General features: G+C 64.7%; 25 protein-coding genes. 3 read left to right on the plus strand and 22 right to left on the minus strand.

Annotated features, from left to right (window positions below):
• Positions 1-12: 12 nt before the first annotated feature.
• From CXQ90_RS00650 to CXQ90_RS00685, 8 genes are all read right to left on the minus strand, one after another.
• Positions 13-1,791: a DEAD/DEAH box helicase gene (locus tag CXQ90_RS00650; protein WP_104136192.1), complete on the minus strand. Its 1,779-nt coding sequence runs from the start codon at positions 1,789-1,791 to the stop codon at positions 13-15.
• On the minus strand, positions 1,791-2,132 hold the full coding sequence (locus CXQ90_RS00655; RefSeq protein WP_104136194.1) for a DUF3039 domain-containing protein: 342 nt from the start codon (positions 2,130-2,132) through the stop codon (positions 1,791-1,793). The genes CXQ90_RS00650 and CXQ90_RS00655 overlap by 1 nt, the downstream gene beginning before the upstream one ends.
• Before the next feature lie 77 nt (positions 2,133-2,209).
• The gene (gene nagB, locus CXQ90_RS00660; RefSeq protein WP_104136195.1) at positions 2,210-2,992 is read right to left on the minus strand and encodes a glucosamine-6-phosphate deaminase; all 783 of its coding nucleotides are present in this window, start codon (positions 2,990-2,992) and stop codon (positions 2,210-2,212) included.
• A gap of 79 nt (positions 2,993-3,071) precedes the next feature.
• Positions 3,072-4,643 (minus strand): transporter, encoded by a 1,572-nt coding sequence (locus CXQ90_RS00665; RefSeq protein WP_104136197.1) that lies wholly within the window; start codon positions 4,641-4,643, stop codon positions 3,072-3,074.
• Positions 4,625-5,389 carry an ABC transporter ATP-binding protein gene (locus CXQ90_RS00670; RefSeq protein ID WP_104136198.1) on the minus strand — a complete coding sequence of 255 codons (765 nt, stop codon included), beginning with the start codon at positions 5,387-5,389 and terminating at the stop codon, positions 4,625-4,627. Before CXQ90_RS00670 ends, CXQ90_RS00665 begins: the two co-directional genes overlap by 19 nt.
• A gap of 129 nt (positions 5,390-5,518) precedes the next feature.
• Positions 5,519-6,622 carry an NADH:flavin oxidoreductase/NADH oxidase gene (locus CXQ90_RS00675; protein WP_104136200.1) on the minus strand — a complete coding sequence of 368 codons (1,104 nt, stop codon included), beginning with the start codon at positions 6,620-6,622 and terminating at the stop codon, positions 5,519-5,521.
• Complete coding sequence (locus tag CXQ90_RS00680; RefSeq protein WP_104136201.1) at positions 6,622-7,620, minus strand: tetratricopeptide repeat protein; 999 nt, start codon at positions 7,618-7,620, stop codon at positions 6,622-6,624. Before CXQ90_RS00680 ends, CXQ90_RS00675 begins: the two co-directional genes overlap by 1 nt.
• Positions 7,621-7,728: 108 nt before the next feature.
• Positions 7,729-9,486, minus strand: a complete 1,758-nt coding sequence (locus CXQ90_RS00685; protein ID WP_104136203.1) for a hypothetical protein — start codon at positions 9,484-9,486, stop codon at positions 7,729-7,731.
• Between the two features lie 191 nt (positions 9,487-9,677).
• Between CXQ90_RS00685 and CXQ90_RS00690 the strand changes: the two genes are divergently transcribed.
• A complete protein-coding gene (locus CXQ90_RS00690) occupies positions 9,678-10,982 on the plus strand; it encodes an AI-2E family transporter (RefSeq protein ID WP_258064242.1) in 1,305 nt (434 codons plus the stop codon).
• Positions 10,983-11,052: 70 nt separating this feature from the next.
• Here the strand turns inward: CXQ90_RS00690 and CXQ90_RS00695 are convergent, their stop codons facing one another.
• Together CXQ90_RS00695 and CXQ90_RS00700 are read right to left on the minus strand one after the other, a co-directional pair.
• Positions 11,053-11,853 (minus strand): alpha/beta hydrolase, encoded by an 801-nt coding sequence (locus CXQ90_RS00695; RefSeq protein ID WP_104136206.1) that lies wholly within the window; start codon positions 11,851-11,853, stop codon positions 11,053-11,055.
• Between the two features lie 63 nt (positions 11,854-11,916).
• Entirely contained in the window at positions 11,917-12,273 is a 357-nt protein-coding gene (locus tag CXQ90_RS00700; RefSeq protein ID WP_104136207.1) for an ATP/GTP-binding protein, read from the minus strand.
• Positions 12,274-12,389: 116 nt separating this feature from the next.
• Here CXQ90_RS00700 and nucS point away from each other — a divergent pair, with 116 nt between their 5' ends.
• Positions 12,390-13,085, plus strand: a complete 696-nt coding sequence (gene nucS / locus CXQ90_RS00705) for an endonuclease NucS (protein ID WP_104136844.1) — start codon at positions 12,390-12,392, stop codon at positions 13,083-13,085.
• A 288-nt stretch (positions 13,086-13,373) separates the two neighbouring features.
• Entirely contained in the window at positions 13,374-13,577 is a 204-nt protein-coding gene (locus CXQ90_RS00710; protein ID WP_011692441.1) for a cold-shock protein, read from the plus strand.
• 140 nt (positions 13,578-13,717) lie between these two features.
• Here CXQ90_RS00710 and CXQ90_RS00715 read toward each other — a convergent pair whose 3' ends face one another.
• The 12 genes from CXQ90_RS00715 to CXQ90_RS00770 form a co-directional block, all read right to left on the minus strand.
• Positions 13,718-14,149 carry a DUF2550 domain-containing protein gene (locus CXQ90_RS00715; RefSeq protein WP_104136209.1) on the minus strand — a complete coding sequence of 144 codons (432 nt, stop codon included), beginning with the start codon at positions 14,147-14,149 and terminating at the stop codon, positions 13,718-13,720.
• Between the two features lie 10 nt (positions 14,150-14,159).
• Complete coding sequence (locus CXQ90_RS00720; protein WP_104136211.1) at positions 14,160-14,444, minus strand: F0F1 ATP synthase subunit epsilon; 285 nt, start codon at positions 14,442-14,444, stop codon at positions 14,160-14,162.
• A gap of 1 nt (position 14,445) precedes the next feature.
• Entirely contained in the window at positions 14,446-15,900 is a 1,455-nt protein-coding gene (atpD, locus tag CXQ90_RS00725) for a F0F1 ATP synthase subunit beta (protein WP_104136212.1), read from the minus strand.
• Positions 15,901-15,982: 82 nt separating this feature from the next.
• Positions 15,983-16,873: a F0F1 ATP synthase subunit gamma gene (locus CXQ90_RS00730; protein ID WP_104136214.1), complete on the minus strand. Its 891-nt coding sequence runs from the start codon at positions 16,871-16,873 to the stop codon at positions 15,983-15,985.
• Positions 16,874-16,949: 76 nt separating this feature from the next.
• Complete coding sequence (gene atpA / locus CXQ90_RS00735) at positions 16,950-18,587, minus strand: F0F1 ATP synthase subunit alpha (protein ID WP_104136846.1); 1,638 nt, start codon at positions 18,585-18,587, stop codon at positions 16,950-16,952.
• Between the two features lie 83 nt (positions 18,588-18,670).
• Positions 18,671-19,498, minus strand: coding sequence for a F0F1 ATP synthase subunit delta (locus tag CXQ90_RS00740; protein WP_104136215.1), 828 nt, complete (start codon positions 19,496-19,498; stop codon positions 18,671-18,673).
• Positions 19,498-20,049, minus strand: a complete 552-nt coding sequence (locus CXQ90_RS00745; RefSeq protein ID WP_104136217.1) for a F0F1 ATP synthase subunit B — start codon at positions 20,047-20,049, stop codon at positions 19,498-19,500. Before CXQ90_RS00745 ends, CXQ90_RS00740 begins: the two co-directional genes overlap by 1 nt.
• 54 nt (positions 20,050-20,103) lie before the next feature.
• The gene (gene atpE, locus CXQ90_RS00750; RefSeq protein ID WP_009356484.1) at positions 20,104-20,307 is read right to left on the minus strand and encodes an ATP synthase F0 subunit C; all 204 of its coding nucleotides are present in this window, start codon (positions 20,305-20,307) and stop codon (positions 20,104-20,106) included.
• Between the two features lie 77 nt (positions 20,308-20,384).
• Positions 20,385-21,185 (minus strand): F0F1 ATP synthase subunit A, encoded by an 801-nt coding sequence (atpB, locus tag CXQ90_RS00755; RefSeq protein ID WP_104136218.1) that lies wholly within the window; start codon positions 21,183-21,185, stop codon positions 20,385-20,387.
• Between the two features lie 81 nt (positions 21,186-21,266).
• Positions 21,267-21,605 carry a hypothetical protein gene (locus CXQ90_RS22760; protein WP_104136220.1) on the minus strand — a complete coding sequence of 113 codons (339 nt, stop codon included), beginning with the start codon at positions 21,603-21,605 and terminating at the stop codon, positions 21,267-21,269.
• A complete protein-coding gene (locus CXQ90_RS00765; RefSeq protein ID WP_104136221.1) occupies positions 21,598-22,083 on the minus strand; it encodes a hypothetical protein in 486 nt (161 codons plus the stop codon). Before CXQ90_RS00765 ends, CXQ90_RS22760 begins: the two co-directional genes overlap by 8 nt.
• Positions 22,084-22,175: 92 nt before the next feature.
• The gene (locus tag CXQ90_RS00770) at positions 22,176-23,288 is read right to left on the minus strand and encodes an MraY family glycosyltransferase (RefSeq protein ID WP_104136223.1); all 1,113 of its coding nucleotides are present in this window, start codon (positions 23,286-23,288) and stop codon (positions 22,176-22,178) included.
• Between the last annotated feature and the right edge of the window lie 149 nt (positions 23,289-23,437).

Raw genomic sequence — 23,437 nt, forward strand, 5'->3', positions numbered from 1 at the left:
CCGCTGCCCGGCCTACTTCCGCCCGACGAACCAGTCCTGGAGCTTCTTCAGCCGGGACTGCAGCTGCTCCTCGTTCGCCTGCGCCACCGGCGGACCGCCGCAGACCGTCCTCAGTTTCGTGTGCACCACGCCGTGCGGCGTCCCCGTCCGCGCCGACCACGCGGCCACGTTCTTGGCCAGCTCGTTGCGCAGTTCCATCAGCATCCGGTGGTCCGGAACTGCCGGGGCCGCAGGCGCAGCCGCCGGTGCCTGGCGTTTCTTGCGGCTCTGCTGCTCGTGCTGGCGCTGGCGCAGCAGGGTGCCCACCTGCTCCGCATCCAGCAGGCCTGGAATGCCGAGGAAGTCGAGTTCGTCCTCGGAACCGATGTCACCGCCGGTGCCGAACTCGCCGCCGTCGAACAGCACGCGGTCGAACGACGCCTGGGAATCCAAGGCCTCAAACTTGCCCTTGGTCAGGCTGTCCGAGGCCTTGTCCTCGCGGTTGGCTTCGTCCATCAGCGAGTCTTCCGGATTGAAGAGGCCGTCGCCGTCCTCCTTCTCCGGCCGGTCCAAGGCATGGTCGCGCTCGGCTTCCATGGAATTGGCCAGCGCCATCAGCTGGGGAACCGAGGGCAGGAATACCGAGGCGGTCTCGCCCCGCTTCCGGGCACGCACAAAGCGGCCCACGGCCTGGGCGAAGAACAGCGGCGTGGACGTCGACGTCGCGTACACACCGACGGACAGCCGTGGAACGTCCACGCCTTCGGACACCATGCGGACGGCCACCATCCAGCGTTTGTCGCTTGCGGTGAATTCCTCGATCTTGCTTGAGGCCTTGGCGTCATCGGAAAGGATCACCGTGGGTGATTCACCGGTGATCCTCTTCAACTGCCCCGCGTACGCCCTGGCGTCGTCGTGGTCCGTGGCGATCACGAGGCCACCGGCGTCCGGGACGGAGCGCCGGACTTCACTAAGGCGCTTGTCCGCGCCGGCCAGCACTGCCGGAATCCATTCGCCCGTGGGGTTCAGGGCCGTCCGCCACGCCTGGGACGTGATGTCCTTGGTGACTGCCGATTCGCCGAGCGAAGCCGCCATCTCCTCGCCGCCGCTGGTGCGCCAGCGCATCTGCCCCGAATACGCCATGAACATGACGGGACGCACCACGTGGTCGCGCAGCGCGCTGCCGTAGCCGTAGGTGTAGTCCGCCTTGGAACGCCTGATGCCGTCCCTGTCCTCCGCGTACTCCACGAACGGGATGGGCGAGGTGTCCGAGCGAAAGGGCGTACCCGTCAGGGACAGCCGCCGGGCTGCAGGATCGAACGCCTCGCGGAGTCCGTCGCCCCACGACAACGCTTCGCCGCCGTGGTGGATTTCGTCGAGAATCACCAGCGTGCGGGCGGCTTCGGTCTTGGCCCGGTGCAGCATCGGCTTGCTGGCCACCTGCGCGTACGTCACGGCGACCCCGATGAACCCGCGACCGTGCTGGCCGTCGGAGTTCTTGAAGTTCGGATCAATGGCGATGCCCACCCGCGCCGCGGCGTCGGCCCATTGCCGCTTGAGGTGGTCAGTGGGCGCGACGATCGTCACGCGGTTGACCGTGCCGGCCTCGATGAGCATGGATGCCACCCGCAGCGCAAAGGTGGTCTTGCCGGCGCCGGGCGTCGCCACGGCCATGAAGTCGCGCGGCCCGGTGCTGAAGTAACGGTCCAGGGCCTCCTGCTGCCAGGCGCGCAGCTTTGGGGCGGTTCCCCAGGCTGCGCGTTCCGGATAAGCCGGAGGCAGGGTGGGTCCGCCGAAGAGTGTCTCCGTCACTACTTGTTGTTGCCTGAGTCCCCGCCGGACCCCTTGCCGCCGTCATTGCCGGGCCGCAGGCCGTCATAGACCTCTTTGCACTCGGGGCACACGGGGAACTTCTGGGGATCCCGTCCCGGCGTCCAGACCTTGCCGCACAGTGCGATGACCGGCTCGCCGGTGAGCGCGGACTCCATGATCTTTTCCTTGCGGACGTAGTGTGAAAAGCGCTCGCGGTCCCCGGGCTCCACTTCCTGGCGGAGTTCCTCGCGCTCAATGGTTGCGGTGGACGATCCGGCTCCGGAAAGCTCACGCATGGGGTCGTTGTCGAGAGGATCCGTCATGCTAGTCATGCCATCCATCTTAGCTGTTCCGGACAGCGGGCACCGGACGCCGGGACGGGCCGGACTGCCCGGCGCCACGGCCGCGGCCCTGGGCGCTACAGGCCCTGCCAGGCCGGCTTGTGGTCGTGCGTATGGCGGTAGTAGTCCGCGAGTTTCAGCGACGACGCCGCGGCTTCGTCCACGAGGATGCTTGCGTGAGGATGAAGCTGAAGGACCGATGCCGGGCAGATCGCGGCCAGGGGCCCCTCCACGAGATCATGGACAGCCTGCGCCTTTTGGGCGCCGGTGGCTATGAGGACCGCATGGCGCGAGTCCAGGATGGTGCCCAGCCCCTGTGTCACCACATGATGGGGTACCTCATCGAGGCTGCGGAAAAAACGTGCGTTGTCCCGGCGTGTCTGTTCAATGAGCGACTTGATGCGCGTGCGCGACGCAAGGGAGGACCCCGGCTCGTTGAAGCCGATGTGCCCGTCCGTGCCAAGGCCCAGAAACTGCAGGTCCACACCGCCGCGCGCCCGGATGGCATCCTCGTACGCCCGGCAGGCGGCCGGAATGTCCGCGGCATTGCCGTCGGGCCCCAGGACGTTTCCCGGGGCAAAGTTGACGCGGTCCGTGAAGTCGCGGCGGATGACCTCACGGTAGGACTCCGGATGGCCGGGCTCCAGCCCTACGTACTCGTCCAGGGTGAATCCGTGCGCCCTGCTGAAATCCAGGCCGGCCTGTTCGTGGCGCCGGGCCAGTTCGTCGTAGACGGGAAGGGGTGACGAGCCCGTGGCCAGTCCCAGGACGGCATCGGGCTTGCGCCGCAAGAGGCTTTCCACCGCATCCGCCGCCACGGAGGCGATCTGGCGGATGCCCGGAAGGATGACGACCTCCATGGTCCACGGCCCTTTCCTAGTCCCTGCCCTGCCCTTGTGTGCCTAGTCAACCACGGTCCGCGCCGCCTTGGCAGGACTCTTACCGGTTCACGGTCAGCTGTGCCAGCAGCTCGGGTCCGCGGGCATCCAGCCAGCGCCCGCCGACCCTCACTCCGACAATGAACAGCGCCGTTCCGAGCAGCGGTCCCAGCGCGAGGTTGATCCAGCCAAAGACTTGTTCCCCGGTCAGGAGCTGGGCGATCAAAAGGGCTGCCTCGGGGAGGATGAGCACCAGGAGGACTCCCATTCCGCCGAACTGTACGGCCAGGGTCTGAGCCACGTTGCCGGGGGGTTTCTTGAACGGGCTGTCACCGGGTAGCGGAACGGCCACGGTGTAGCGGGCGGAAACCACGGACGCCAATCCAAGCCCGGTGAGCAGGACTCCCACAGACAGCCCAAGGATGCCGGGCAGCTTTTCCCAGCCCCCGGTGATGAAGAACGGCACGGTCGCCAGGATCAGCACGGCGGGCAACGCGAAGGCCAGGCAGGCCAATGCCCGCCCGAGCCGGTCGTGGACTCCGCGCACTCCGGCAGCAAGGTGCAGCGCAAATGCCGTGTTGTCGTAGGACACATCGGACGAAATGGACCACGCCAGCAGGAAGGCGGTCAACGGTCCGACGATCAGTAGGATGCCGAAGTCATTCGTCTGGCTGCCCTGGAACGCGAGCACCACCGGCAGCAGCGGTATGACGACGAGCGATCCGGAATACCGGGGATCGCGGAACCAGTACGTTAGCGAGCGGGCCGTGACGGCGCCTACCGGGGTGGCCGGCAACAGCGAGAACAGACCCATGCGCCCGCCCTTCCTGCGGCTGCTTCCCGCGTAGGGCGGAGTCACGAGGGCCCGCTCCAGCAGTAGCTTCCAGCACCAGGCGAGGCCTGCAAGCGTGGCAGCGGCAATGAGCAGCTTGAGCACCGCGTGGCCCGCATACCCCGCTTCGAGGTCGCCGCCTAGCGACCACGCCGCACCCAAGGGCGTCCAGGACAGGCTCCGGGCGAGGTCGGCCAGAAAGGCGCCCGAACCGGACACTCCCTGGAAAATTCCCGCCAGAATCGGGCCAAGCAGGACCAGCGGCACCATGAACGCCGTTCCGCTGACATCCTTGAATCGCCGGGAGGCCGCCAGGCTCGCCGTGGCGGTGGTGACCACCTTGGACAGCACGACGCAGCTCAGCACCCCCAGGACGGCCCCCACCAGGGCGCCCACGGCGGGGACGATGCCGCGTGACCAGGTGCCTACAGTTGCCAGCGCCACAATGACGGTGGCGAGCCCCGGAATGCCGATGAGGCCGCCCAGGGTCAGCCCGGCCAGAAGCTGCGACATGGGGACAGCCGCCGTGGTGAACCGGGCCGGGTCCAGCGTCATGTCCGCTGCGGAGGCTACCACCGGCACAATGCCCCAGCCGAGCAGGGCGGCCGAACCGCTCAGCACCACCACGGTCTGGGCCAGGCCGGCATCCTCCTGCCGGAGCAGGAGCAACGCCGTGACACACAGGCCCACGATCCCCAGCGCATAGAGTCCGCCGATCGCCAGGCCCACCAGCTGCCAGGGACTCCGGCGCAGGCCGTTCCTCAGCAGCGTCAGCTTGAGCCTTAGAAGGTGCGCAACCATTCCAGCCCCTCTGTCTGGCTTCGGCCGCCCACCAGCTCGACGAAGCGCTCCTCCAGGCTCGCGCCGGCACGGACCTGGTCCACCGTCCCGGCAGCAAGGAGCCGCCCGGCCGCAACCACCGCCACGTGATCGCACATCCGCTGCACCAGGTCCATGACATGGCTCGACACGATGACCGTGCCGCCGGTGGCCACGTACCTGTCCAGGATGTCCCGGATGTTGGCGGCGGAGACGGGATCCACGGATTCGAAGGGCTCGTCCAGGACCAGGACTTTCGGGGCGTGGATGAGCGCCGATGCGAGCGCGATCTTTTTCGTCATGCCGGCGGAATAGTCCACCACAAGCGTGCCGGCGTCCTGGCTCAGGTCAAGCGCGGCCAGCAGTTCCCCCACCCTGGACGCCACAACCTCCTTGTCCATGCCGCGGAGCAGCCCGGCATAGGTGACAAGTTGTTCACCGCTCAGCCTGTCGAAGAGGCGCACGCCGTCGGGCAGAATGCCCATCAGCTTCTTGGCCTCCAGCGGTTGGGCCCAGACGTCCACGCCGTGCACCACCGCTGTGCCGAAATCCGGCCGGAGGAGGCCCGTGGCCATGGACAGCGTGGTGGTTTTTCCGGCACCGTTGGGTCCGACGATTCCGAAGAACGAACCCGCCGGAACCTCCAGGCTGATTCCGTCCACGGCGATCTTGCTGCCGAAGCGCTTGGCAAGGCCCCTGATCGACAGGGCTGTAACGGGAAGGGTCATGAACTTACCCTAAGCCGCGCACCCTCCAATGTGGATCCTCCGGAAGGAGTAGAAGCGGGATGACCGCCGACGCTCAGCAGCCGACGCTCGGCAGCCGACGCTCAGCAGCCGACGCCCGGCAGCCAGCGTTCAGAACGCGTGGCGCGGAACTGCCCGTTCGTACTGGGGAGCCCACCGCATGTCATGGCCCAGTTCGAAGGCCGCACGGAGCCACCAGTGCGGGTCCCGGAGGGCTGCGCGGGCGATGAAAACGCCGTCGGCCTGGCCGGTGGCAACCACATGCTCTGCCTGGCCGGGCGATGTCAGCAGCCCGACAGTACCCGTGGCGATTCCGGTTTCGCGCCGGATGCGGGCGGCAAATCCCGTTTGGTACCCCGGCCCCGGCTGGATCCGCTGGTGCGCCACGGCTCCGCCGCTCGAAACGTCGATGAGGTCTACGCCGTGTTCGGCGGCCTGCGACGCCAGGTGCACCGAGTCCTCGATGCCGATTCCTCCCTCGGCCCAGTCAGTGGCGGAGATCCTCAGCAGCAGCGGCATGGAATCGGGGATCACATTCCGGATGGCGTCGACAACGGCCAGCGTCAGCCTGTTCCGGCCCGCCGCATCCCCGCCCCAGGTATCCGTGCGGTCGTTCACGAGCGGGCTTTGGAACTGGTGGAGGAGGTAGCCGTGGGCCCCGTGCACTTCAATCGTGTCGAAGCCTGCATCGACGGCCCGGACGGCGGAGGCGGTAAAGTCCGCGATGACGGCCCGGATGTCCTCGTCGGTCATGGCCGCCGGCGGGGCAAAGCCGTCAAAGGCGGCGGTGCCCGGCCCCACGGTGCCCCAGCCGCCGTCGGAAACGGGTACGGAACCCTTCTCACCGGAAAACGGCCAGTAGGTGGAGGCCTTGCGCCCTGCATGGGCGAGCTGGGCACCGATCTTGGTGTCCGCCACGCCGTGTCGGTGCACGAAGCTGACGATGCGTTCCCAGCCCGCCGCCTGCTCGTCGTTGTAGAGGCCAGCATCCCGCGGGCTGATCCGCCCGGCAGCGTTGACGGCAGCGGCTTCCGTCAGGATGAGGGCGGCTCCCCCGGCGGCGAACGAGCCCAGGTGCATCAGGTGCCAGTCGTGCGGCACTCCGGGCGCCGCTACGGGGTCGCAGCTGTACTGGCACATGGGCGAGACCCAGCCGCGGTGCTGCACTTCCAGTGACCGCAGGGACAGTGGCTTGAACAGTGCGGGCGTTGCCACTAAAACAGCACCCGTGCCAGCGCCTGGCGGGCCTTCGCGACGCGTTCGTCGGTTGCGCCGACGACGTCGAAGAGCTCCAGCAACCTGATCCGGGCGGACTCGCGCTCGGGACCGAAGTTCCTGCCGATGAAGCCGACCACCCGGTTCAGGGCATCTTCCACATGGCCGCCGGCAATGTCCAGGTCTGCGACACCGAGCTGGGCCGCGAGGTTGTCAGGTTCGTCCGCAGCAAGCTGGCGGAGGGCATCGCCGTCAGGTCCGGACAGCTTCTGCAGGCGATCCATGAGCTCCACCTGGGCCAGTCCGGCCTTCGCCTCGGCGTCTGCCGGCATCTCCGTGAGCGCCTGCCGGTAGGCCGCGGCGGCAGCGGCAAAATCCCCGGCCTCAATGGCATCGAACGCCTTCTGGTGCAGCGGCGGCAAGGGAGCGGGGGCGGGCTCGCCCGGCGTCCCGCCTCCCACGTTGCCGGACACGCCGTTGGCGGCGGCAACCTTGAGCAGTTCGTCAAGCAGGGCGCGGATCTGCTGTTCGTCCGCTCCGCCCTGGAACAGGGGCACGGGCTGGCCCTTGAGCACGGCCATCGCCGTGGGCACGGCCTGGACCTGGAAGGCCTGGGCCAGCTGGGGGAAGGCGTCGATGTCGGCCGTGCCCAGGACCAGCCGCCCGGCATAGCTCTGGACGATCCGCTCCAGCGCGTCCAGCACGCCGGCGGATTCGGGCGAATACGCCGCCCAAAGGGCGAACACGACCGGCACCTGTGCCGACAACTCCACGAGGTCCTGGAAGTTTCCTTCCGTGACCTCCACCCGGAGCGCGGGACCCTCGGCGCCTGGCTGCCCGGCTGCCGGAGTGCCAGCCGCACCATTTACGGGGCCGTTTCCGGCCGCAGCCGCCGGCGGCGCAGGCCGCTGCTTAAGCGAGGAAAGATCGACGGCGCCGCGGAGGTTGAGCTGGCTGGCGGCGGCTGGAGGGACAGGACGGGATGCTGGCGAACTCATAGCGTCCACTCTAGCCACTCCTGCGTCCGGGAAGCACGGCGGACGCAGGAGGCCCCGGCCCGGGTCATGAACTGGTCCCGGGCCGGGGCCTCCTACTTGGCGCCGTACTTACTTGAATTTGGCTCCGACGAGTCCCCGGGTGGCAGCCACGAGCTTCATCGGGTCCTTCGAGCCGGCGGGCGGCACGTAGACGGCCATGGACTCCGCAAAGTCCAGCACCATTCCGCTGGTGGTTTCCTTGCCGCCGGCAAGGACAGCCGCGTCGCTTCCGATGGAGAGTTTGTCGCCCTCGGATTTCGGCGTGCCGTCGAAGTTGAACGTGAGGCGGCCAAGTACCAGTGCGCCGCCGTCTGCCGTCCGGAAGACCACGGTGCTTCCGGGTACCACCTTGTGGCTAAAGGAGAACTTGCCGTTCACGCCTTCCTTCACCACATCAGCCTGGTACGACAGGGTGTCCGCGATGTACGGCGAGGACTCCCCTTCGACGAGCTTGTCCTTGAACGTCGAGTTGGCCTTGGTCAGGCGGTCCGCCAGCCCGGCGAGCGCTTCCTCACCGCTGTACAGCAGCCCGGACTTGTCATCCTCGGCGAGGGTCTGGGTGCCGCTGCGTTCGATCGACGGGAAGGTGGTGCCCGGCTGCAGCGGCGTGGTGCCAACGAGCTTGTAGTTCTCGCGCGGGGAGCTCTGCACGAGGGTGAGAAGCTGCGGCACGACGTTGCCCTCGCCCTGGGTGACGGCCAGGACGGACCGTGGCCAGGCGCGCTTGCCCGTCACGACGGTGGTCAGGAGCTTCGTGGAGCGCACGGGCATGCGTGCATCATAGGAGGCCACCCGCGAGCGGATCTTGTAATTCTGCGTCCGGACCTCGAGCTCCGTTCCGGCAACGCGGGCTGCCAGTTTCTTCGCGTCCTTCGCGGCGTCGCCGGCATCGGCGGCGCTCGCTACCTGCTCCAGGATGCGGCGGAACTGAGCGTCCAGGAGAACCGGCGACTCACCGGCGGCGGGTGCTGAAGCGGACCCGGAAGGAGCCGCACCGGAGGAAGCGCCCGTGGCGGCCGGCTCCGGCGTCTGGCTGGCCTGGGCCGCCACGCTTGTACCGGCGAGAACAGCGGCCGTGGACAGCGCGACCAGCATGCTGAGCCGCGTGCCTGACCCGGTGCCGGCCTTGGCTGAAGCCCGCGCGGTGGCCTTGGCGCGGGCCCGCTTGGCGAACTGGTTTCCCAGGCCGCCGGCGGAACCGCCCTGCCCGGGCGTCCTTCCCTTGGGCTTCAGGACGAGCAGCGCAGCGCCTGCAAGCATCAGGAGCCCGCCGATGATCATGAGCGGCACAGCCCACGGCGTGGACGTGTCATTGGGGAACGTCATGGAAATCGACGACGGCGCAGGCTTGGTGCCGTCGCTGGCCAGCAGCAGCGACCAGTCGCCGTCCGCCGGCGCGGACCACGTGTAGTCCAGCTCGCCGCTGGCGGTTTCCGAAGAGACCCAGAGATCCGACCCTGCCGGACTCGGCGCTTTGGCTTCACCGTCGGCGCGTTCCACCTGCAGCGCCTTCTTGTCTTCCGAGAGTCCGGTCACGGTGTTGTGGGCGGTCTTGCCCACCCACGCGGTGACGTCATCCGGGCGGCCGGCGGCGAGCAGGAAACTGCCCTCGCCCTTGACCTTGATGGTGACTGTGCCCCCCTCGAGGGTGCGCAGTTTGTGGTCAATAACGGTTAGCGGCGCGGCTTTCGAATCAGCGGGAGCCGTGGCCGTGACGGTCTCGGCCGGAGCCCAGATCGTCTTCTGCCCGATTCCGGCCAGCAGTGTCAGGAGGCCGAGCAGCACAAGTGCAACTGCAGTCTTGAAACGCAAAGGTATACCTATCATCAGCGGGGGTTTGCCTTCAATAGTAACCGTTTTGTTACCAATCGGTCAGTTCGGGTCCCGAACGACGCCTCCAGCCACTCCCTTAACCGGCTTCCATCCGTCTATTGACAAGGCGGCTGATAGTGTTTGCGATGATCATCACATCCGGCCCGCAGCCGCGGCGCCATGGACGGAAAAGGCATCGAAAAGCAGTGACTGAACAGACGGATCCGTCCACGCACGGCCCGGAAAACCTGCCCGACGCCGGCTCTCCCGAGACTCCGTCGGCGCCGCCAGCCAAGGTGCCCGCAGCGCGCGCCCGCCCCGCAGCGCTCGTTGCCGTGCTGAGGAGGCTTCGCCAGCCCATCCCGGGGGCACAGCCCCGGCTCCGCTTTGAGATGCCGCCGGAACAACTGGACAACCTCGAGCCCGGTGCCGCTGCCGGCGACACCACCCGCTTCGGCGCCCCCGGACCCCGCCTTTCTGCGCAGCATCCCGTGTACGTCGGCTTCATGGGCACCGTAGGCGTCGGCCTCGCCCTCCTGGTCTACTGGATCGGCTCCAACACCACCCAGCTTCTCCTGTGGATCGTGGCGGCACTATTCATTGCCCTGGGCCTTGACCCTGTGGTGGGGTGGCTCGAAACCCGCAAGTTCCCCAGACCCGCCGGCATCCTGTTGTCCGTATCGGTGCTGATCATTGCGGTGGTGGGCTTTTTTGCCACCCTGATTCCCACGATCGTCGAGCAGGTGACGGAGCTCGTCCAGCAGGCGCCGATCTGGGTCCGCGACTTCATCAACTCGGAGTTCTTCCGGACGCTCGACAGCCAGTTCGGCGTTCGCGACCGCATCACTGAGGAACTGGACAAGTTCGTCAAGAACCCTGAGGCGATGGGCGGAATCTTCGGCGGCGTGGTGGGCTTCGGCTCCACCGTCGCGAACGGCCTCTTCGGGACCCTGATTGTGCTGGTGCTCAGCCTGTACTTCCTCGCCGCCCTGCCTGCCATGAAAAAGTGGGGATACCGGCTTGCCCCGCGGTCCAGGCGGCCCCGGGTGGAGGCACTGTCCGAGGCAATCACCCGGTCGGTGGGCAACTATGTGATCGGCCAGGCTGTTGTTGCCCTGCTGAACGCCACCTTCGCCTTCATCGTGATGTCCATCATCGGCGTGCCCTTTGCGGTGCTTCTCACCTTCGTGGTGGCGCTGCTGGCGTTCATTCCCCTGGTCGGCGGCCTGATCGCCGGAGTGGTGGTCATCCTGATAACCCTGACCCTGGGGTGGCAGCAGGCGGTCGCCTACGCCATTTGCTACTTCGCGTACCTCCAGTTCGAGGCCTACTTCATCTCGCCCCGCATCATGCAAAAGGCCGTGGCCGTCCCCGGTGCCGTGGCCGTGATCTCGGTGATCGCCGGCGGCAGCCTCCTCGGAGTTCTGGGGGCGCTGATCGCCATCCCCACCGCGGCCGCCATCCTGCTCCTCGTGAAGGAAATCTATATCGTCCGCCAGGACAAGCACTAGCGGGAAGGCCGCCCGGAGCGGCGCACACGAAGCACGGCTTAGGCGGCCTGCGGCGGGGGCCGGACGCTGCTCAGGCGCTGGCCGTGGCCACCGGTCCTGCCCACTCCTGCGGCAGCCCGGCGGCACCCGAACCCGCGCTCGTGACGTCGTCCACGATTTCGTTCAGTACCCTCGCAGCCTGCTTCTCCCCCACCCAAAGGTGCTTGGCACCGTCGACCCCCACGACGCGAGCCTGCGGGACCACACTGAAGCGCTTGGCCGCCTCGGCGGGGCGGAGGTAGTCGTCATGTTCCGGCACCAGCACTGTGAGCGGCTTGCCCGCGGCCGCCCACTGCTGGAGGTGGGTGTCGGTGGCACGGTGCAGGGGCGGTGACAGCAGCACAGCACCTTCCACCTGCGACGCCACCGGCTCCTCGGCACCGTACATGAGGGCCAGCTCAGTCCCGAACGACCAGCCAACGAGCCAGCGGTTGGGCAGCCCCCGCTGGACGGCGAACCGAACCGCGGCCTCAACGTCATACCGCTCCCCGATGCCCTCTTCAAACTCGCCGTCGCTGGTTCCCCTGGGCGACGACGTTCCCCTCGTGTTGAACCTGAGCACGGCCACGCGGGCCAGTGCCGGCAGCCGGTAGGAGGCCTTGCGGTAGACGTGGGAGTCCATGAAGCCGCCGTGCGTGGGCAGCGGGTGCAGCGTTATCAGCGTGGCCGCGACCGGCCCCGACTCCGGCAGAGCGAGCTCGCCCACCAGGGTGCGGCCGTCCTCCGTGCGGATTTCGATGTTTTCGCGACGGGCCGGCAGCACCGTGGACGCGCGGATGGCAGTCGTTTCGGACGGCTGGCTGAAAACGTACGACGTCGGGTCAAAAGTCATGCCTATCAGCTTATCTGCCGCGTCGGCTGGGCCAGGTTGCGCCGGCTGGCCGCCTACCCTCGATCAGCGGTAGCGGAAGTTGCGCGACGTCCAGCAGTTCGTGTGCCAGTGCCTGCGCTCGGAGAGGCCGGCGGCCGCGCCGAAGAGGTGGTCGTCGGCCCACACCACAAGGTGGGCGACTCCCGGCAGCACGGCGGTGGAACAGCCGGGGCAGATGTAGGCCTTCTCCGCCTTGCGCGCCGTCATGGTGCGAACCATCCAGACGCCATCCGGAGCGCTCTCGCGGCGCGCAATCCCGGCCCGGGCGCGCTCCAGGTCAAGCTCCGGGGGCGGGCCCGAACCGTGCTTTCCTCCGCCCGCAGCGTTGCCAGGGGCCGCACGCCCCGTCTTTGCACGGCGGGGGCGGTTCGAGCGGGGCATGCATCCATTCTGCCCCAGCCGGAACGGCTCCGGTGCCGGCCTCCAGTCCCAGGCCCGGGAGTCATGCCGGCAGCCCGGTGCGCAGTGCCCGCTGCCGACGCGGTAGTGTGTACGGCGTGCGTCTAGTCATAGCCCGTTGTTCCGTTGATTATGTTGGCCGGCTCAAAGCCCATCTCCCCCTCGCCACCAGGCTCCTGCTGGTGAAGGCTGACGGGTCGGTGCTGGTCCACTCCGACGGCGGCTCGTACAAGCCGCTGAACTGGATGAGCCCTCCCGCCACGCTGCGCGTGACCTCTGCTGAAGACATCGACGTCGAAGTAGGCGTCATCGAGCAGTGGACGGTCCAGTCCGCCAAGACGGACGACAGGCTGATCATCAACATCCATGAACAGCTCCATGACACCTCGCATGAACTGGGCCAGGACCCCGGCCTGATCAAGGACGGCGTGGAGGCCGATCTGCAGCGCCTCCTGGCCGACCAGATCGAAAGGCTCGGAGCGGGCTTCTCCCTCATCCGGCGCGAGTACTTCACGGCCATCGGTCCCGTGGACATTCTGGCCAGGGACGCGGACGGGTCCACAGTGGCCATAGAGCTCAAACGCCGCGGCGACATCGACGGCGTGGAGCAGCTGACGCGGTACCTGGAACTGCTGAACAGGGATCCCTTGCTCGCTCCTGTCCGCGGGATCTTCGCGGCCCAGCAAATCAAGCCGCAGGCCCGCGTGCTTGCAACCGACCGCGGAATTGACTGCATCACGCTGGACTACGATGCCATGCGCGGCGTTGATGATATCGAGTCCAGGCTGTTCTGACGTTCCACAGACCAGGCAATACGTCCAAGACCGCACGTTTACTTTGGATTTGCCCAAAATTTATGCGATTCCGCGTTTTGCCCGTTGACCAGATCGTGCTGTCATGAAATTCTTGTATCAGTCTTTGTGTAGGTGTTTTTCATGCTCGCAAGACATGTTGCGAGCGCGAAGCTCCTGCAACGCATTTCCGGACTTACCGGGGCTGCAGCCAGGATTCTTCTCGCGGAGTGACCAAGACCAGTACGAAGTGTGCTGGCCTTAATTTAGTTCCACAATGAGGAGAAATAAATGGCACAGGGAACCGTCAAGTGGTTCAACGCTGAAAAGGGCTTCGGCTTCATCACCCCGGACGACTCCGATGGCGATGTCTTCGTTCACTACTCCGAGATCCAGACGGGTGGCTTCAAGACCCTCGACGAGAACCAGCGCGTTCAGTTCGAAATCGGTCAGGGCGCCAAGGGCCCTCAGGCCACCGGCGTAACGCTCGTCTAATTCATTGAGGACTTCCCTGACGGGAATTGCCTTAAAACAAATGATCCTCGGCATTCGTGCCGGGGATCATTTTTTGTGTCATGGATATTTTCAGGACCTGAAACATTCACCGGCAGGCGGTTTGATCAGGCGTCGGGAATTCAGCGCCAAGTACCGACCCCGATGACCGGGCCGGCTTCGAGCCACGAGGATAATCCCGTGTAGGCGTCAAACTTCATCGCCAGGAAGACATCCTGGCCCTCATAGCGCAGCTCAACGATGACGACATCCGGCTGGACCTTGACCAGCTCAGCCTCCGTGGGCTGCCGCCGACCCAGGAGCTCCAGCGAACTGCGCTTGAAGCGGTGCCGGGGACGGACGCTGAGCGAGAGCAGCTTGAACCACTCCAGCTCGTTGTCCTGATAACGACAAACCCCCATCTGCCAGCTCTTACCAGCTGTGCAAATGGAGGCGTCCACCGTGCCCAGGGCGCGCCGCAGGTTGAAGCGGCGCACCCCGAAAAGGCACAGCGTAAAGATCAGCAACGCGAAGACGGTTGCTATTGCGATGAACGGAAAACCAGTAACGTCCATCAAGGTCGTGCTAGCGGATCCCCGCAGTGGCCGCTTCACCCAGCTGGGCGTTGTCAGCAACAATGACCACGCGGTTGTTGTCCACGGAGAAGAATCCGCCGTCAACAACTACAGCAATGCGGTCACCGGAAACAGGCTCGATTGCCAGTTCACCCTCGGCCAAAATCGCCAGTACGGGCGAGTGGCCGGGCAGGATTCCGATTTCACCATCGCTGGTGCGGGCCTTGACCATCTTGGCCGCTCCGGACCACACGAAGTGGTCCGCCGCGACAATCTCAACCTCAAGCTCAGCCATATTACTTGGTCTGTTCCTGGATCTTGGCCCACTGGCGCTCAACGTCATCCAGGCCGCCGACGTTGAAGAACGCCTGCTCTGCAATGTGGTCGAGGTCGCCGTCGCAGATTGCGGTGAAGCCTTCAACGGTGTCCTTGATGGAAACGGTCGAGCCTTCAACGCCGGTGAACTGCTTGGCGGTGTAGGTGTTCTGCGACAGGAACTGCTGGATACGGCGTGCACGCGACACTACGATCTTGTCTTCTTCGGACAGTTCGTCAACACCGAGGATGGCGATGATGTCCTGGAGTTCCTTGTTCTTCTGCAGGATCTGCTTCACACGGACAGCCGTGTTGTAGTGGTCCTTGCCGATGTACTGCGGGTCCAGGATTCGGGACGTCGACGTCAGCGGGTCCACGGCCGGGTACAGGCCACGGGAGGCGATTTCACGGGAAAGTTCCGTGGTGGCGTCGAGGTGCGCGAACGTGGTGGCCGGTGCCGGGTCGGTGTAGTCATCCGCGGGAACGTAGATGGCCTGCATCGAGGTGATGGAGTGGCCCTTGGTGGACGTGATGCGCTCCTGGAGGAGGCCCATCTCGTCTGCAAGGTTCGGCTGGTAGCCAACGGCGGACGGCATGCGGCCGAGAAGGGTGGAAACCTCGGAGCCTGCCTGCGTGAAGCGGAAGATGTTGTCGATGAAGAGCAGCACGTCCTGGTTCTGGACATCGCGGAAGTACTCCGCCATGGTCAGGGCCGACAGTGCAACGCGCAGGCGCGTTCCCGGCGGCTCATCCATCTGGCCGAAGACAAGGGCGGTGTCCTTGAGGACGCCAGCCTCTTCCATTTCAACCCAGAGGTCGTTACCTTCACGCGTACGCTCGCCGACACCGGCGAACACCGAGGTGCCGCCAAAGTTGCGGGCAACACGGGTGATCATTTCCTGGATGAGAACGGTCTTGCCGACGCCGGCGCCGCCGAACAGGCCGATCTTTCCACCCTTGATGTACGGGGTGAGAAGGTCGATGACCTTGATGCCGGTCTCGAGCATCTCCGTGGAGCCCTCGAGGGACGCGAAGGCCGGAGCCTTGCGGTGAATCGGCCAGTAATCCGACGCCTGGATTTCGGACTCGTGAACGTCAAGCGGCTTGCCGAGGACGTTGAAGATGTGGCCCTTGACGCCGTCGCCCACGGGCACGGAAATCGGGGAACCGGTGTTGATTACAGCCGTGCCGCGGACGAGTCCGTCGGTGGCCTGCAGGGCAATAGCGCGAACGAGGTTGTCACCCAGGTGCTGGGACGTCTCGAACGTGATGGTCTTGGTCTCACCGTTGAGAGTGATCTCGGTGGTGAGTGCGTGGTAAATCGAGGGGATTGCGTCAGCCGGGAATTCGACGTCGACAACCGGGCCAATAACACGTGCAATACGGCCGGTTGCACCGGACGTTGCGGCTACGTGTTCGGTAGCGGTGGCAGTCATCTCTCTCACTTCACTCAGTAGATGGCGTGGGTTAAGTTTATGTTCTTTGGTGCAGGTGTGGCTGGATCCAAGATCCGCCCGGCTACGACGCGAGAGCGTCGGCGCCGGCCACGATTTCGGAAAGCTCCTGCGTAATCTCAGCCTGGCGGGCGGTGTTGCGCAGACGCGTGTACTTCTTGATGAGGTCTGTGGCGTTGTCGCCGGCAGACTTCATGGCCCGCTGGCGCGCCGCGAGCTCGGAAGCCGCTGCCTGCAGCATGGCCGCAAAAATACGGGCTTCGATGTACCGGGGCAGCAGGGCATTGAGAACCTGCTCCGGCTCCGGCTCGAATTCGTACAAGGGCAGCAGCTCCGATTCGGAAGCAGCCTGCTCTTCCACAACTTCGAGGGGAAGAAGACGGATGACCGTCGGCTCCTGCGTCACCATGGACTTGAATCGGGTGTAAACGACGTGGATCTCATCCACGCCGCCCTCTTCGAAGTCCGTTGCGAAGTCCTCCAGCAATGCCGCGCCGACTTCCTGCGCCGTGGCAAACTCCGGTGCATCAGTGCCGCCGGTCCAGACCCGCCCGTAGGGGCGGCCCCGGAAGTCGAAGTACGCCTGTGCCTTGCGGCCGACGAGGTACGTCTTGACTTCCTTGCCTTCGGCGCGGAGCAGCTCGTTCAGGCCCTCGGCCTGCTTCAGGACGCTCGCGGAGTAGGAACCTGCCAGGCCACGGTCCGAGGTGATTACCAGGACTGCGGCGCGGCGGATTTGCTCCGGCTCGGTGGTCAAAGGGTGGTCGATTTCGCTCTGGCTTGCGACAGCAGAAACGGCGCGGGTGATTGCGTTCGCGTAAGGCAGTGAAGCTGCTACGCGTGCGCGGGCCTTGCCGATGCGCGAGGTAGCGATCAGTTCCATCGCCTTGAAGATCTTGCGCATCGACGTCGTCGAGGCGATCTTCTGGCGGTAGACCCGAATCTGGGCTCCCATACTTATCCTTTCCTAAGATCCCGATGGCCGGGACTGCCGGAACCTTGAGCGGTGCCGGCAGTCCCTGCCAACGAAACTAGCGCTTCTGCCTGACGATTTTTTCCTGGTCGACCTGGCCCTCGGAGATAGCATCATGCTCCTCGTGGCCGGCACCTACCAGATGGTTGTCTCCCTCGCCGAAGAAGCCCTTCTTGAAGTCCACGATCGCGGTCTTCAGTGCTTCTGCGGTGTCATCGTCCAGAACGCTGGTCTGCGCCAGCGTGGTGAGGATGGAGGACTTGTGCTTCAGGTGCTCCAGGAACTCGGACTCGAAGCGGCTGATGTCCTCGACCGGGACGTCATCCAGGTGGCCCTGCGTTCCTGCCCAGATGGACACAACCTGGTTCTCGACCGGGAACGGCGAGTACTGACCCTGCTTGAGCAGTTCCATAAGGCGTGCACCACGGGTGAGCTGCTGGCGGGATGCGGCATCGAGGTCCGATGCGAACATCGCGAAGGCCTGCATGTCGCGGTACTGTGCGAGGTCCAGCTTCAAGGTACCGGAGACCTTCTTCATCGACTTGACCTGTGCGGCGCCGCCAACTCGGGACACCGACACGCCAACGTCAACAGCAGGACGCTGGTTGGCGTTGAAGAGGTCCGACTGCAGGAAGATCTGGCCATCGGTAATGGAGATCACGTTGGTCGGGATGTAGGCGGAAACGTCGTTTGCCTTGGTCTCGATGAGCGGCAGGCCGGTCATCGAGCCGGCGCCGAGCTCGTCGGAGAGCTTCGCGCAACGCTCCAGCAGGCGGGAGTGCAAGTAGAAGACGTCGCCCGGGTAGGCTTCACGTCCCGGCGGGCGGCGGAGCAGCAGGGAAACTGCACGGTAGGCCTCGGCCTGCTTGGAGAGGTCATCGAACACGATGAGGACGTGCTTGCCGCCGTACATCCAGTGCTGGCCGATGGCCGAACCTGCATAGGGCGCCAGGTACTTGAAGCCGGCCGGGTCAGAAGCCGGGGAAGCGACGATCGTGGTGTATTCCAGCGCGCCGTTGTCCTCGAGCGTCTGGCGGATGGCGGCGATGGTCGACGCCTTCTGGCCGATTGCCACGTAGACGCAGCGAACCTGCTTCTTCACGTCACCGGAAGCCCAGTTGGCCTTCTGGTTGATGATGGTGTCGATGGCAATTGCGGACTTGCCCGTCTGGCGGTCACCAATGATCAGCTGGCGCTGGCCGCGGCCGATCGGGATCATGGCGTCGATAGCCTTCAGACCGGTCTGCATCGGCTCGTGCACAGACTTACGCTGGGTCACGCCCGGAGCCTGGAGTTCCAGGGCACGGGTGGTCTCAGCCTTGATCTCGCCGAGGTCATCGATGGGCACGCCCAGCGGGTCAACAACACGTCCGAGGAACGCGTCACCGACCGGCACGGACAGAACCTGTCCGGTGCGGTGCACTTCCTGGCCCTCTTCGATGCCCGTGAAGTCACCGAGGATGATGACACCGATTTCGCGGACGTCGAGGTTCTGGGCGAGGCCCAGCGTGCCGTCTTCGAAGCGAAGCAGCTCGTTCGCCATGACCGAGGGAAGGCCCTCAACACGGGCGATGCCGTCACTTGCGGTGGTCACACGGCCGACCTCTACGCGCTCTGCGTTTCCGGGTTCGTAGGACGCCGCGAACTCGTTCAACGCATTACGGACGTCGTCGGCGTTGATGGTCAATTCGGCCATCTGCAGTCCCTGCTCTCCTGTTTTCGTGATCATCGTTGCTCACGATGACCGGGGTTTCTATCAGTTAAGTTGTGCTTGTCCGGCTAGCCGGCCAGTTGGCGGCGAAGCTCCATGAGGCGGGTGATGACGGAAGCGTCGAGCACTTCGTCACCAACCTGCACGCGGATTCCACCGATCAGCATCGGATCAACAGTGGTGTTGATCTTCAGATCTCGCCCGTAGAGGGAGTTGAGCCCCGCCTGCAGACGGCTGGCCTGCGTCTCCGTGATGGGACGCGTGACGCTGACCGTTGCAATCCACCGCTGCTGGCGCTTGGCTGCAAGCTCGGCAAAACGGCCGACCAGCTTGGTGGACTTCAATCCGCGTGGCTGCGACACTGCCTGGCCGATGAGGACTTTGGCTTCCTCGCTTGCGCCAGGAACCAGCCTCTCCGCCAGGGCAATCTTTGCTGCGGCGCTGGCCTGCGGTTCAGACAGAGCACGCTGCACCTCGTGGCTGGACGCCACGGCCTGGTTGAAGGAGAACAGATCGTTCTCGAGTTCTTCCAGCCCCGTGATTCCGGAGGCAGAAACGGCCGACTTGTTTTCAGCAACGGCAATTACTACCGTCGCGGCAAGCGTCTCGAGTGCATCGCCGATGTCTCGCGCCGATGCCCAGCGTGAGCTGGCCAGCCCGGCTGCGATGTCCGCAGCCTCAGCGGAGACTTTTCCGCCGAACAGTTTCCTGATCAGCGCCGACTTTTCGTCACCGCTGCGGGACGGGTCAGTCAGGGCTCGGCGCAAGCCAGCCGAGCTGTCTATCGCTCCCAGGATTCCGAAGAGTTCCTTTGCCAACTGCAGCGATGCAAACGGAAGCTTGGCCTCCAGTTCGGTCAGCGCTTTGGTCAGCGATTCGCTCGATACACCTGCCATTACTTTGCTACACCTGCGTTCTGGTTCTCCAGATCAGCCAGGAAGCGGTCAACAACACGTGCCGAACGCTGGTCGTCCTCGAGGGACTCGCCAACGATGCGGCCAGCCAGCGTGGTGGCGAGGGTGCCCACCTCTGAACGCAGGGCCACTACGGCGGCCTGGCGCTCGGATTCGATCTGCACGTGTGCCTGCGCAGTGATGCGCGCAGACTCGGCTGCAGCCTTCTCCTTCAGCTCCGCAAGGATCTGGGCGCCTTCGGCACGGGCTTCCTCGCGAATGCGGTTGGCTTCTGCACGAGCCTCGGTGAGCTGCTGCTTGTACTCTTCGAGTGCGGCGGAAGCCTCAGCCTGCGCCTGCTCGGCCTTGGCGATGCCGCCTTCAATGGCCTCGGCACGCTCTGCGAACGTCTTCTCGAACATCGGGACAATGAACTTGACCACGATGTACATGAGGACAGCAAAGCCGACGAGGACGACGCCCATCTCCCAGACGTTGGGCACGAGCGGGCTAGTCGCCCCTTCGGTGGCGGCTGAGATGATCAGCTGATTCATAATTCACCCGTCCTTATCTACTCGGTTTTGGATTCGCTTGGTTCTGAAGCGTGACTAGAGAACGAAAGCGAAGACCAGGCCGAGGATGGCGAGGGCTTCAGTCAGCGCAAGGCCGAGGAACGCGATCGGCTGAAGCACACGCTGTGCTTCCGGCTGACGTGCGACGCCGTTGATGTAAGCGGCGAACACGAGACCAACACCGATACCACCGCCGATTGCGGACAGACCGTAACCTACGAGGTTGAGATTGCCTTCCATTTTATTCCTTTCAAGATGCCATCTTTGTGGCAGGTTGTTTGGTTTGCTTCATCCCGTAAAGGGAAGTTTGTGGGCGCCTAGTGGCTGTCCGCGTGCAGGGCACCTTCGATGTAGATCGCTGTCAGCAGCGTGAACACGTAGGCCTGGAGCGCCATGATCAGCGCTTCCAGCATGTACATGGCGATTGCGCCTGCGAGGACCAGGACTGATGTGCCCTTCAGGAGGACGTTCTCCTGCATGACCAGGTATTCGATGCCGGAGCCGGCAAGCATGACGATCAAGTGACCGGCCAGCATGGTTGCGAAGAGACGCAGGCTGTGCGTGACGGGACGTACCAGGAAGTTGGAGATGATCTCGATCGGAACCACGATGGGCAGGATGTAGAACGGAACTCCGGACGGCACCGTAGCCAGCTTGAAGTACTTCAGGCCGTTCTTCTTGATGCCGATGCCGATCCAGGTGAAGTACACGATGCCGGCCAGCACGTAGGCTCCGCCGACGTGCGAGAAGCTCGGCAGCTGGAGTACGGGGATGGCACCGTAGATGTTGTTCACCAGGATGAAGAAGAACAGGCTGAACAACAGGGGCACGTACTTCATGAAGTCTCTGCCGCCGATGATGTCCTTGGCGATGCTGTTGCGGACGAAGCCATAGGCCATTTCGCCTGCGAACTGCAGTTTGCCAGGAACCAGCTGCTGCTTCCGCGCAGCTAGCAGAAAGAATGTTGCGATAATGACAACGGACAGGATGACCAGCAGCATCTGCTTGGAGAATCCGTCTGCTGCACCCCACGGCAGGATTGCCGGCAGGTGCATTTCTTCAATTCCGGGAGGCGTGAAGACTCCTGAATTTTGGGCCGGGAGCGCAAGCGCGATCAACGCGTTTCCTCTCTGCAGTGTCCATCGTTGGGCGTTGGTCGGGGTCCGGCGTGCTTCATGCTCGCCCTCCCCCTCGTAAAGTTATTTGGCATTACTGTTCCCATCCTCAGACGGGCCGCTGGCTGCACTGTTCCCGCCAGCTGTATTCCTTGAACTGGTGAGGCCGTGCATATGGGACAGATAGAACCCTCCCGCAGCTCCAAGCAGAGCGCCTAGGAGCACAATCCAGCGGGTTCCCCACAGATAATCCAGACCCCACCCTATCAAACTCCAGACGATGATTCCGCCAATAATGTAGCTAAAGACGGCAATTCCAGCGTTGTAACCGCCGTCACCATTTTCGCCTGAGACGCCGGGGGCGCCGGACCTTTTGGAGGGGTCGCCGGAGGAAGTTTTGCCGGGGTGGTTTCGCTTAGACATCGGTGTTGCCCTTGTTCGGTTCGGGGTCGTTGTAGATCTGCAGCCGGGCCTTGCTGAAACCGTAGATTTCAGCCGCCTGCCAGGTCACCACAGCGACGACCGCTCCGATAAGGAACCAGCGCCCGTGCAGCCACTCGGGCGCACCAACCGCGAACAGGACCACCGCGAAACCGATGACCTTGACGAAGTAGGTTGCCACGAACAGGCCGATGGCACCGGACGGGTTGTTGCGTCCGACGAAGTGGCCGATCAAAAGGCTAATGGCAAAGAATGCCATCACCAGCAGCCCGCCGAAGCTGCTCGAAAGCAGTCCGGGCCAGCCATTCAGAGCCACTGCCACAATGCCCGCAAGGACAAGGGCGGCAGCCGAAACGGCGGAGCTGATTCCCAGCAGGCCGAGCCACAGCGACCGCGTGGGGCCGGAGACGCCAACGAATCCTTTGCCGGACGTTGGTCCGGGCTCGGCGTTGGAGGTCATGCGAACCCAATCTTTGGGGTCTGGGGGTGGAGTGGTGCAGGAAAGACCTGCCCCTGAATTCTACACGAGATAGAAATATTCCGGAAAGCGGGTTATTCCGGCGTTTCTACGCCGCGGCGGCTGAGATAAGGCCACGCCGTAAGGAGCCCCATCACCAGGGTGGCCGCGATGTCGACCGCGAGGACTATCTGCCAGGGGTAAACGGCGAAGGCGAGTCCGCCGAAGGAGAGGACGGCGGTCCACATGTACAGCAGCATCACAGCCGTGCGGTGGGAGTACCCGATGTCCATCAGCTTGTGGTGCAGGTGGCCGCGGTCGGCGGACCAGGGCGACCTGCCGACGGCCGTGCGCCGGACGACGGCAAGGCCGAGATCCAGCAGCGGCAGGAAGAGCACGGCGAAGGGAAGCAGGATGGGGACGATCGTGGGGATACCGTTCACGCGGTCATAGAGCCCCGAGCTGATTTGGCCGGTCGAGACCACACCCGCCGAAGCCATCAGCAGGCCGATGAGCATCGCCCCGGAATCACCCATAAAGATCTTCGAGGGAAACCAGTTGTGGGGCAGGAACCCCAGACAGCTGCCCACGAGCACCGCCGTCAGGAGCGTCGCAAGGTCTGAACGGTCAAGCAGCGGCGCGTTCCGGTGCACCCAGTACGCGGTGAGGAAGAAGGCCGAACCGCCGATGATCGCCACGCCCGCAGCCAGCCCGTCCAGTCCGTCGATGAAGTTGAAGGCATTCATCGTCGTGACAATAAGTCCGGCGGTGAGGAGGACGTTGACTGGGTCCGAATCGAAGCGGATGGGCTCGGGAACGAACGGAATGATGGTCATCCGGACGCCCCAGACCGCCACTACCAGGGCGGCGATGCTTTGCCCGATGAGTTTGACCCACCACCGCAGATCCAGGAGATCGTCCGCAACGCCAACGAGGACGATGACGCCTGCCCCCGCCAGCACGCCCCAGGGGGCCGAATTGCCGTGGAAGATGTCCTTGACGAAAAAAGACTGGTTCGCGACCACCAGTGCCACCAGCACTCCCGCGAAGATCCCGAGGCCGCCGAGCCGGGACACCGGGCTCGAATGCATGTCACGGCTGCGGATCGGCGTGAACAGCTCGAGCCGGTTGCCTATCAGGCGTGCGCCCCATGTTGCCGCGTACGAGACGACGGCTGCGGTCAGCATCATGAGCAGGTACATGATCACGGCGCGTCACCTGCTCCGCTGACCCGCCGTGGAGCAGCATGGCACCGGGCTTCAGGCTGCCGCAGGTTCGCGACGAGGCTTGGGGGACTGTGGGGGCTCAATAGCTGTAGATCTGACGTGCAATAAATGAAACTTCTCCGTCGCCATGC

Origin of the sequence: Arthrobacter sp. ZGTC131 (assembly GCF_002929275.1) — a bacterium.
Taxonomy (GTDB): Bacteria; Actinomycetota; Actinomycetes; order Actinomycetales; family Micrococcaceae; genus Arthrobacter.

What these genes read in the sequence shown, in the direction of transcription:
- CXQ90_RS00655 (WP_104136194.1), bottom strand. Translation starts at nt 2,132, where the DNA reads ATGGATGGCATGACTAGCATGACGGATCCTCTCGACAACGACCCCATG.
- nagB (WP_104136195.1), bottom strand. Translation starts at nt 2,992, where the DNA reads ATGGAGGTCGTCATCCTTCCGGGCATCCGCCAGATCGCCTCCGTGGCG.
- CXQ90_RS00665 (WP_104136197.1), bottom strand. Translation starts at nt 4,643, where the DNA reads ATGGTTGCGCACCTTCTAAGGCTCAAGCTGACGCTGCTGAGGAACGGC.
- CXQ90_RS00670 (WP_104136198.1), bottom strand. Translation starts at nt 5,389, where the DNA reads ATGACCCTTCCCGTTACAGCCCTGTCGATCAGGGGCCTTGCCAAGCGC.
- CXQ90_RS00680 (WP_104136201.1), bottom strand. Translation starts at nt 7,620, where the DNA reads ATGAGTTCGCCAGCATCCCGTCCTGTCCCTCCAGCCGCCGCCAGCCAG.
- CXQ90_RS00685 (WP_104136203.1), bottom strand. Translation starts at nt 9,486, where the DNA reads ATGATAGGTATACCTTTGCGTTTCAAGACTGCAGTTGCACTTGTGCTG.
- CXQ90_RS00695 (WP_104136206.1), bottom strand. Translation starts at nt 11,853, where the DNA reads ATGACTTTTGACCCGACGTCGTACGTTTTCAGCCAGCCGTCCGAAACG.
- CXQ90_RS00700 (WP_104136207.1), bottom strand. Translation starts at nt 12,273, where the DNA reads ATGCCCCGCTCGAACCGCCCCCGCCGTGCAAAGACGGGGCGTGCGGCC.
- CXQ90_RS00710 (WP_011692441.1), top strand. Translation starts at nt 13,374, where the DNA reads ATGGCACAGGGAACCGTCAAGTGGTTCAACGCTGAAAAGGGCTTCGGC.
- CXQ90_RS00715 (WP_104136209.1), bottom strand. Translation starts at nt 14,149, where the DNA reads ATGGACGTTACTGGTTTTCCGTTCATCGCAATAGCAACCGTCTTCGCG.
- CXQ90_RS00720 (WP_104136211.1), bottom strand. Translation starts at nt 14,444, where the DNA reads ATGGCTGAGCTTGAGGTTGAGATTGTCGCGGCGGACCACTTCGTGTGG.
- atpD (WP_104136212.1), bottom strand. Translation starts at nt 15,900, where the DNA reads ATGACTGCCACCGCTACCGAACACGTAGCCGCAACGTCCGGTGCAACC.
- CXQ90_RS00730 (WP_104136214.1), bottom strand. Translation starts at nt 16,873, where the DNA reads ATGGGAGCCCAGATTCGGGTCTACCGCCAGAAGATCGCCTCGACGACG.
- atpA (WP_104136846.1), bottom strand. Translation starts at nt 18,587, where the DNA reads ATGGCCGAATTGACCATCAACGCCGACGACGTCCGTAATGCGTTGAAC.
- CXQ90_RS00740 (WP_104136215.1), bottom strand. Translation starts at nt 19,498, where the DNA reads ATGGCAGGTGTATCGAGCGAATCGCTGACCAAAGCGCTGACCGAACTG.
- CXQ90_RS00745 (WP_104136217.1), bottom strand. Translation starts at nt 20,049, where the DNA reads ATGAATCAGCTGATCATCTCAGCCGCCACCGAAGGGGCGACTAGCCCG.
- atpE (WP_009356484.1), bottom strand. Translation starts at nt 20,307, where the DNA reads ATGGAAGGCAATCTCAACCTCGTAGGTTACGGTCTGTCCGCAATCGGC.
- CXQ90_RS22760 (WP_104136220.1), bottom strand. Translation starts at nt 21,605, where the DNA reads ATGTCTAAGCGAAACCACCCCGGCAAAACTTCCTCCGGCGACCCCTCC.
- CXQ90_RS00765 (WP_104136221.1), bottom strand. Translation starts at nt 22,083, where the DNA reads ATGACCTCCAACGCCGAGCCCGGACCAACGTCCGGCAAAGGATTCGTT.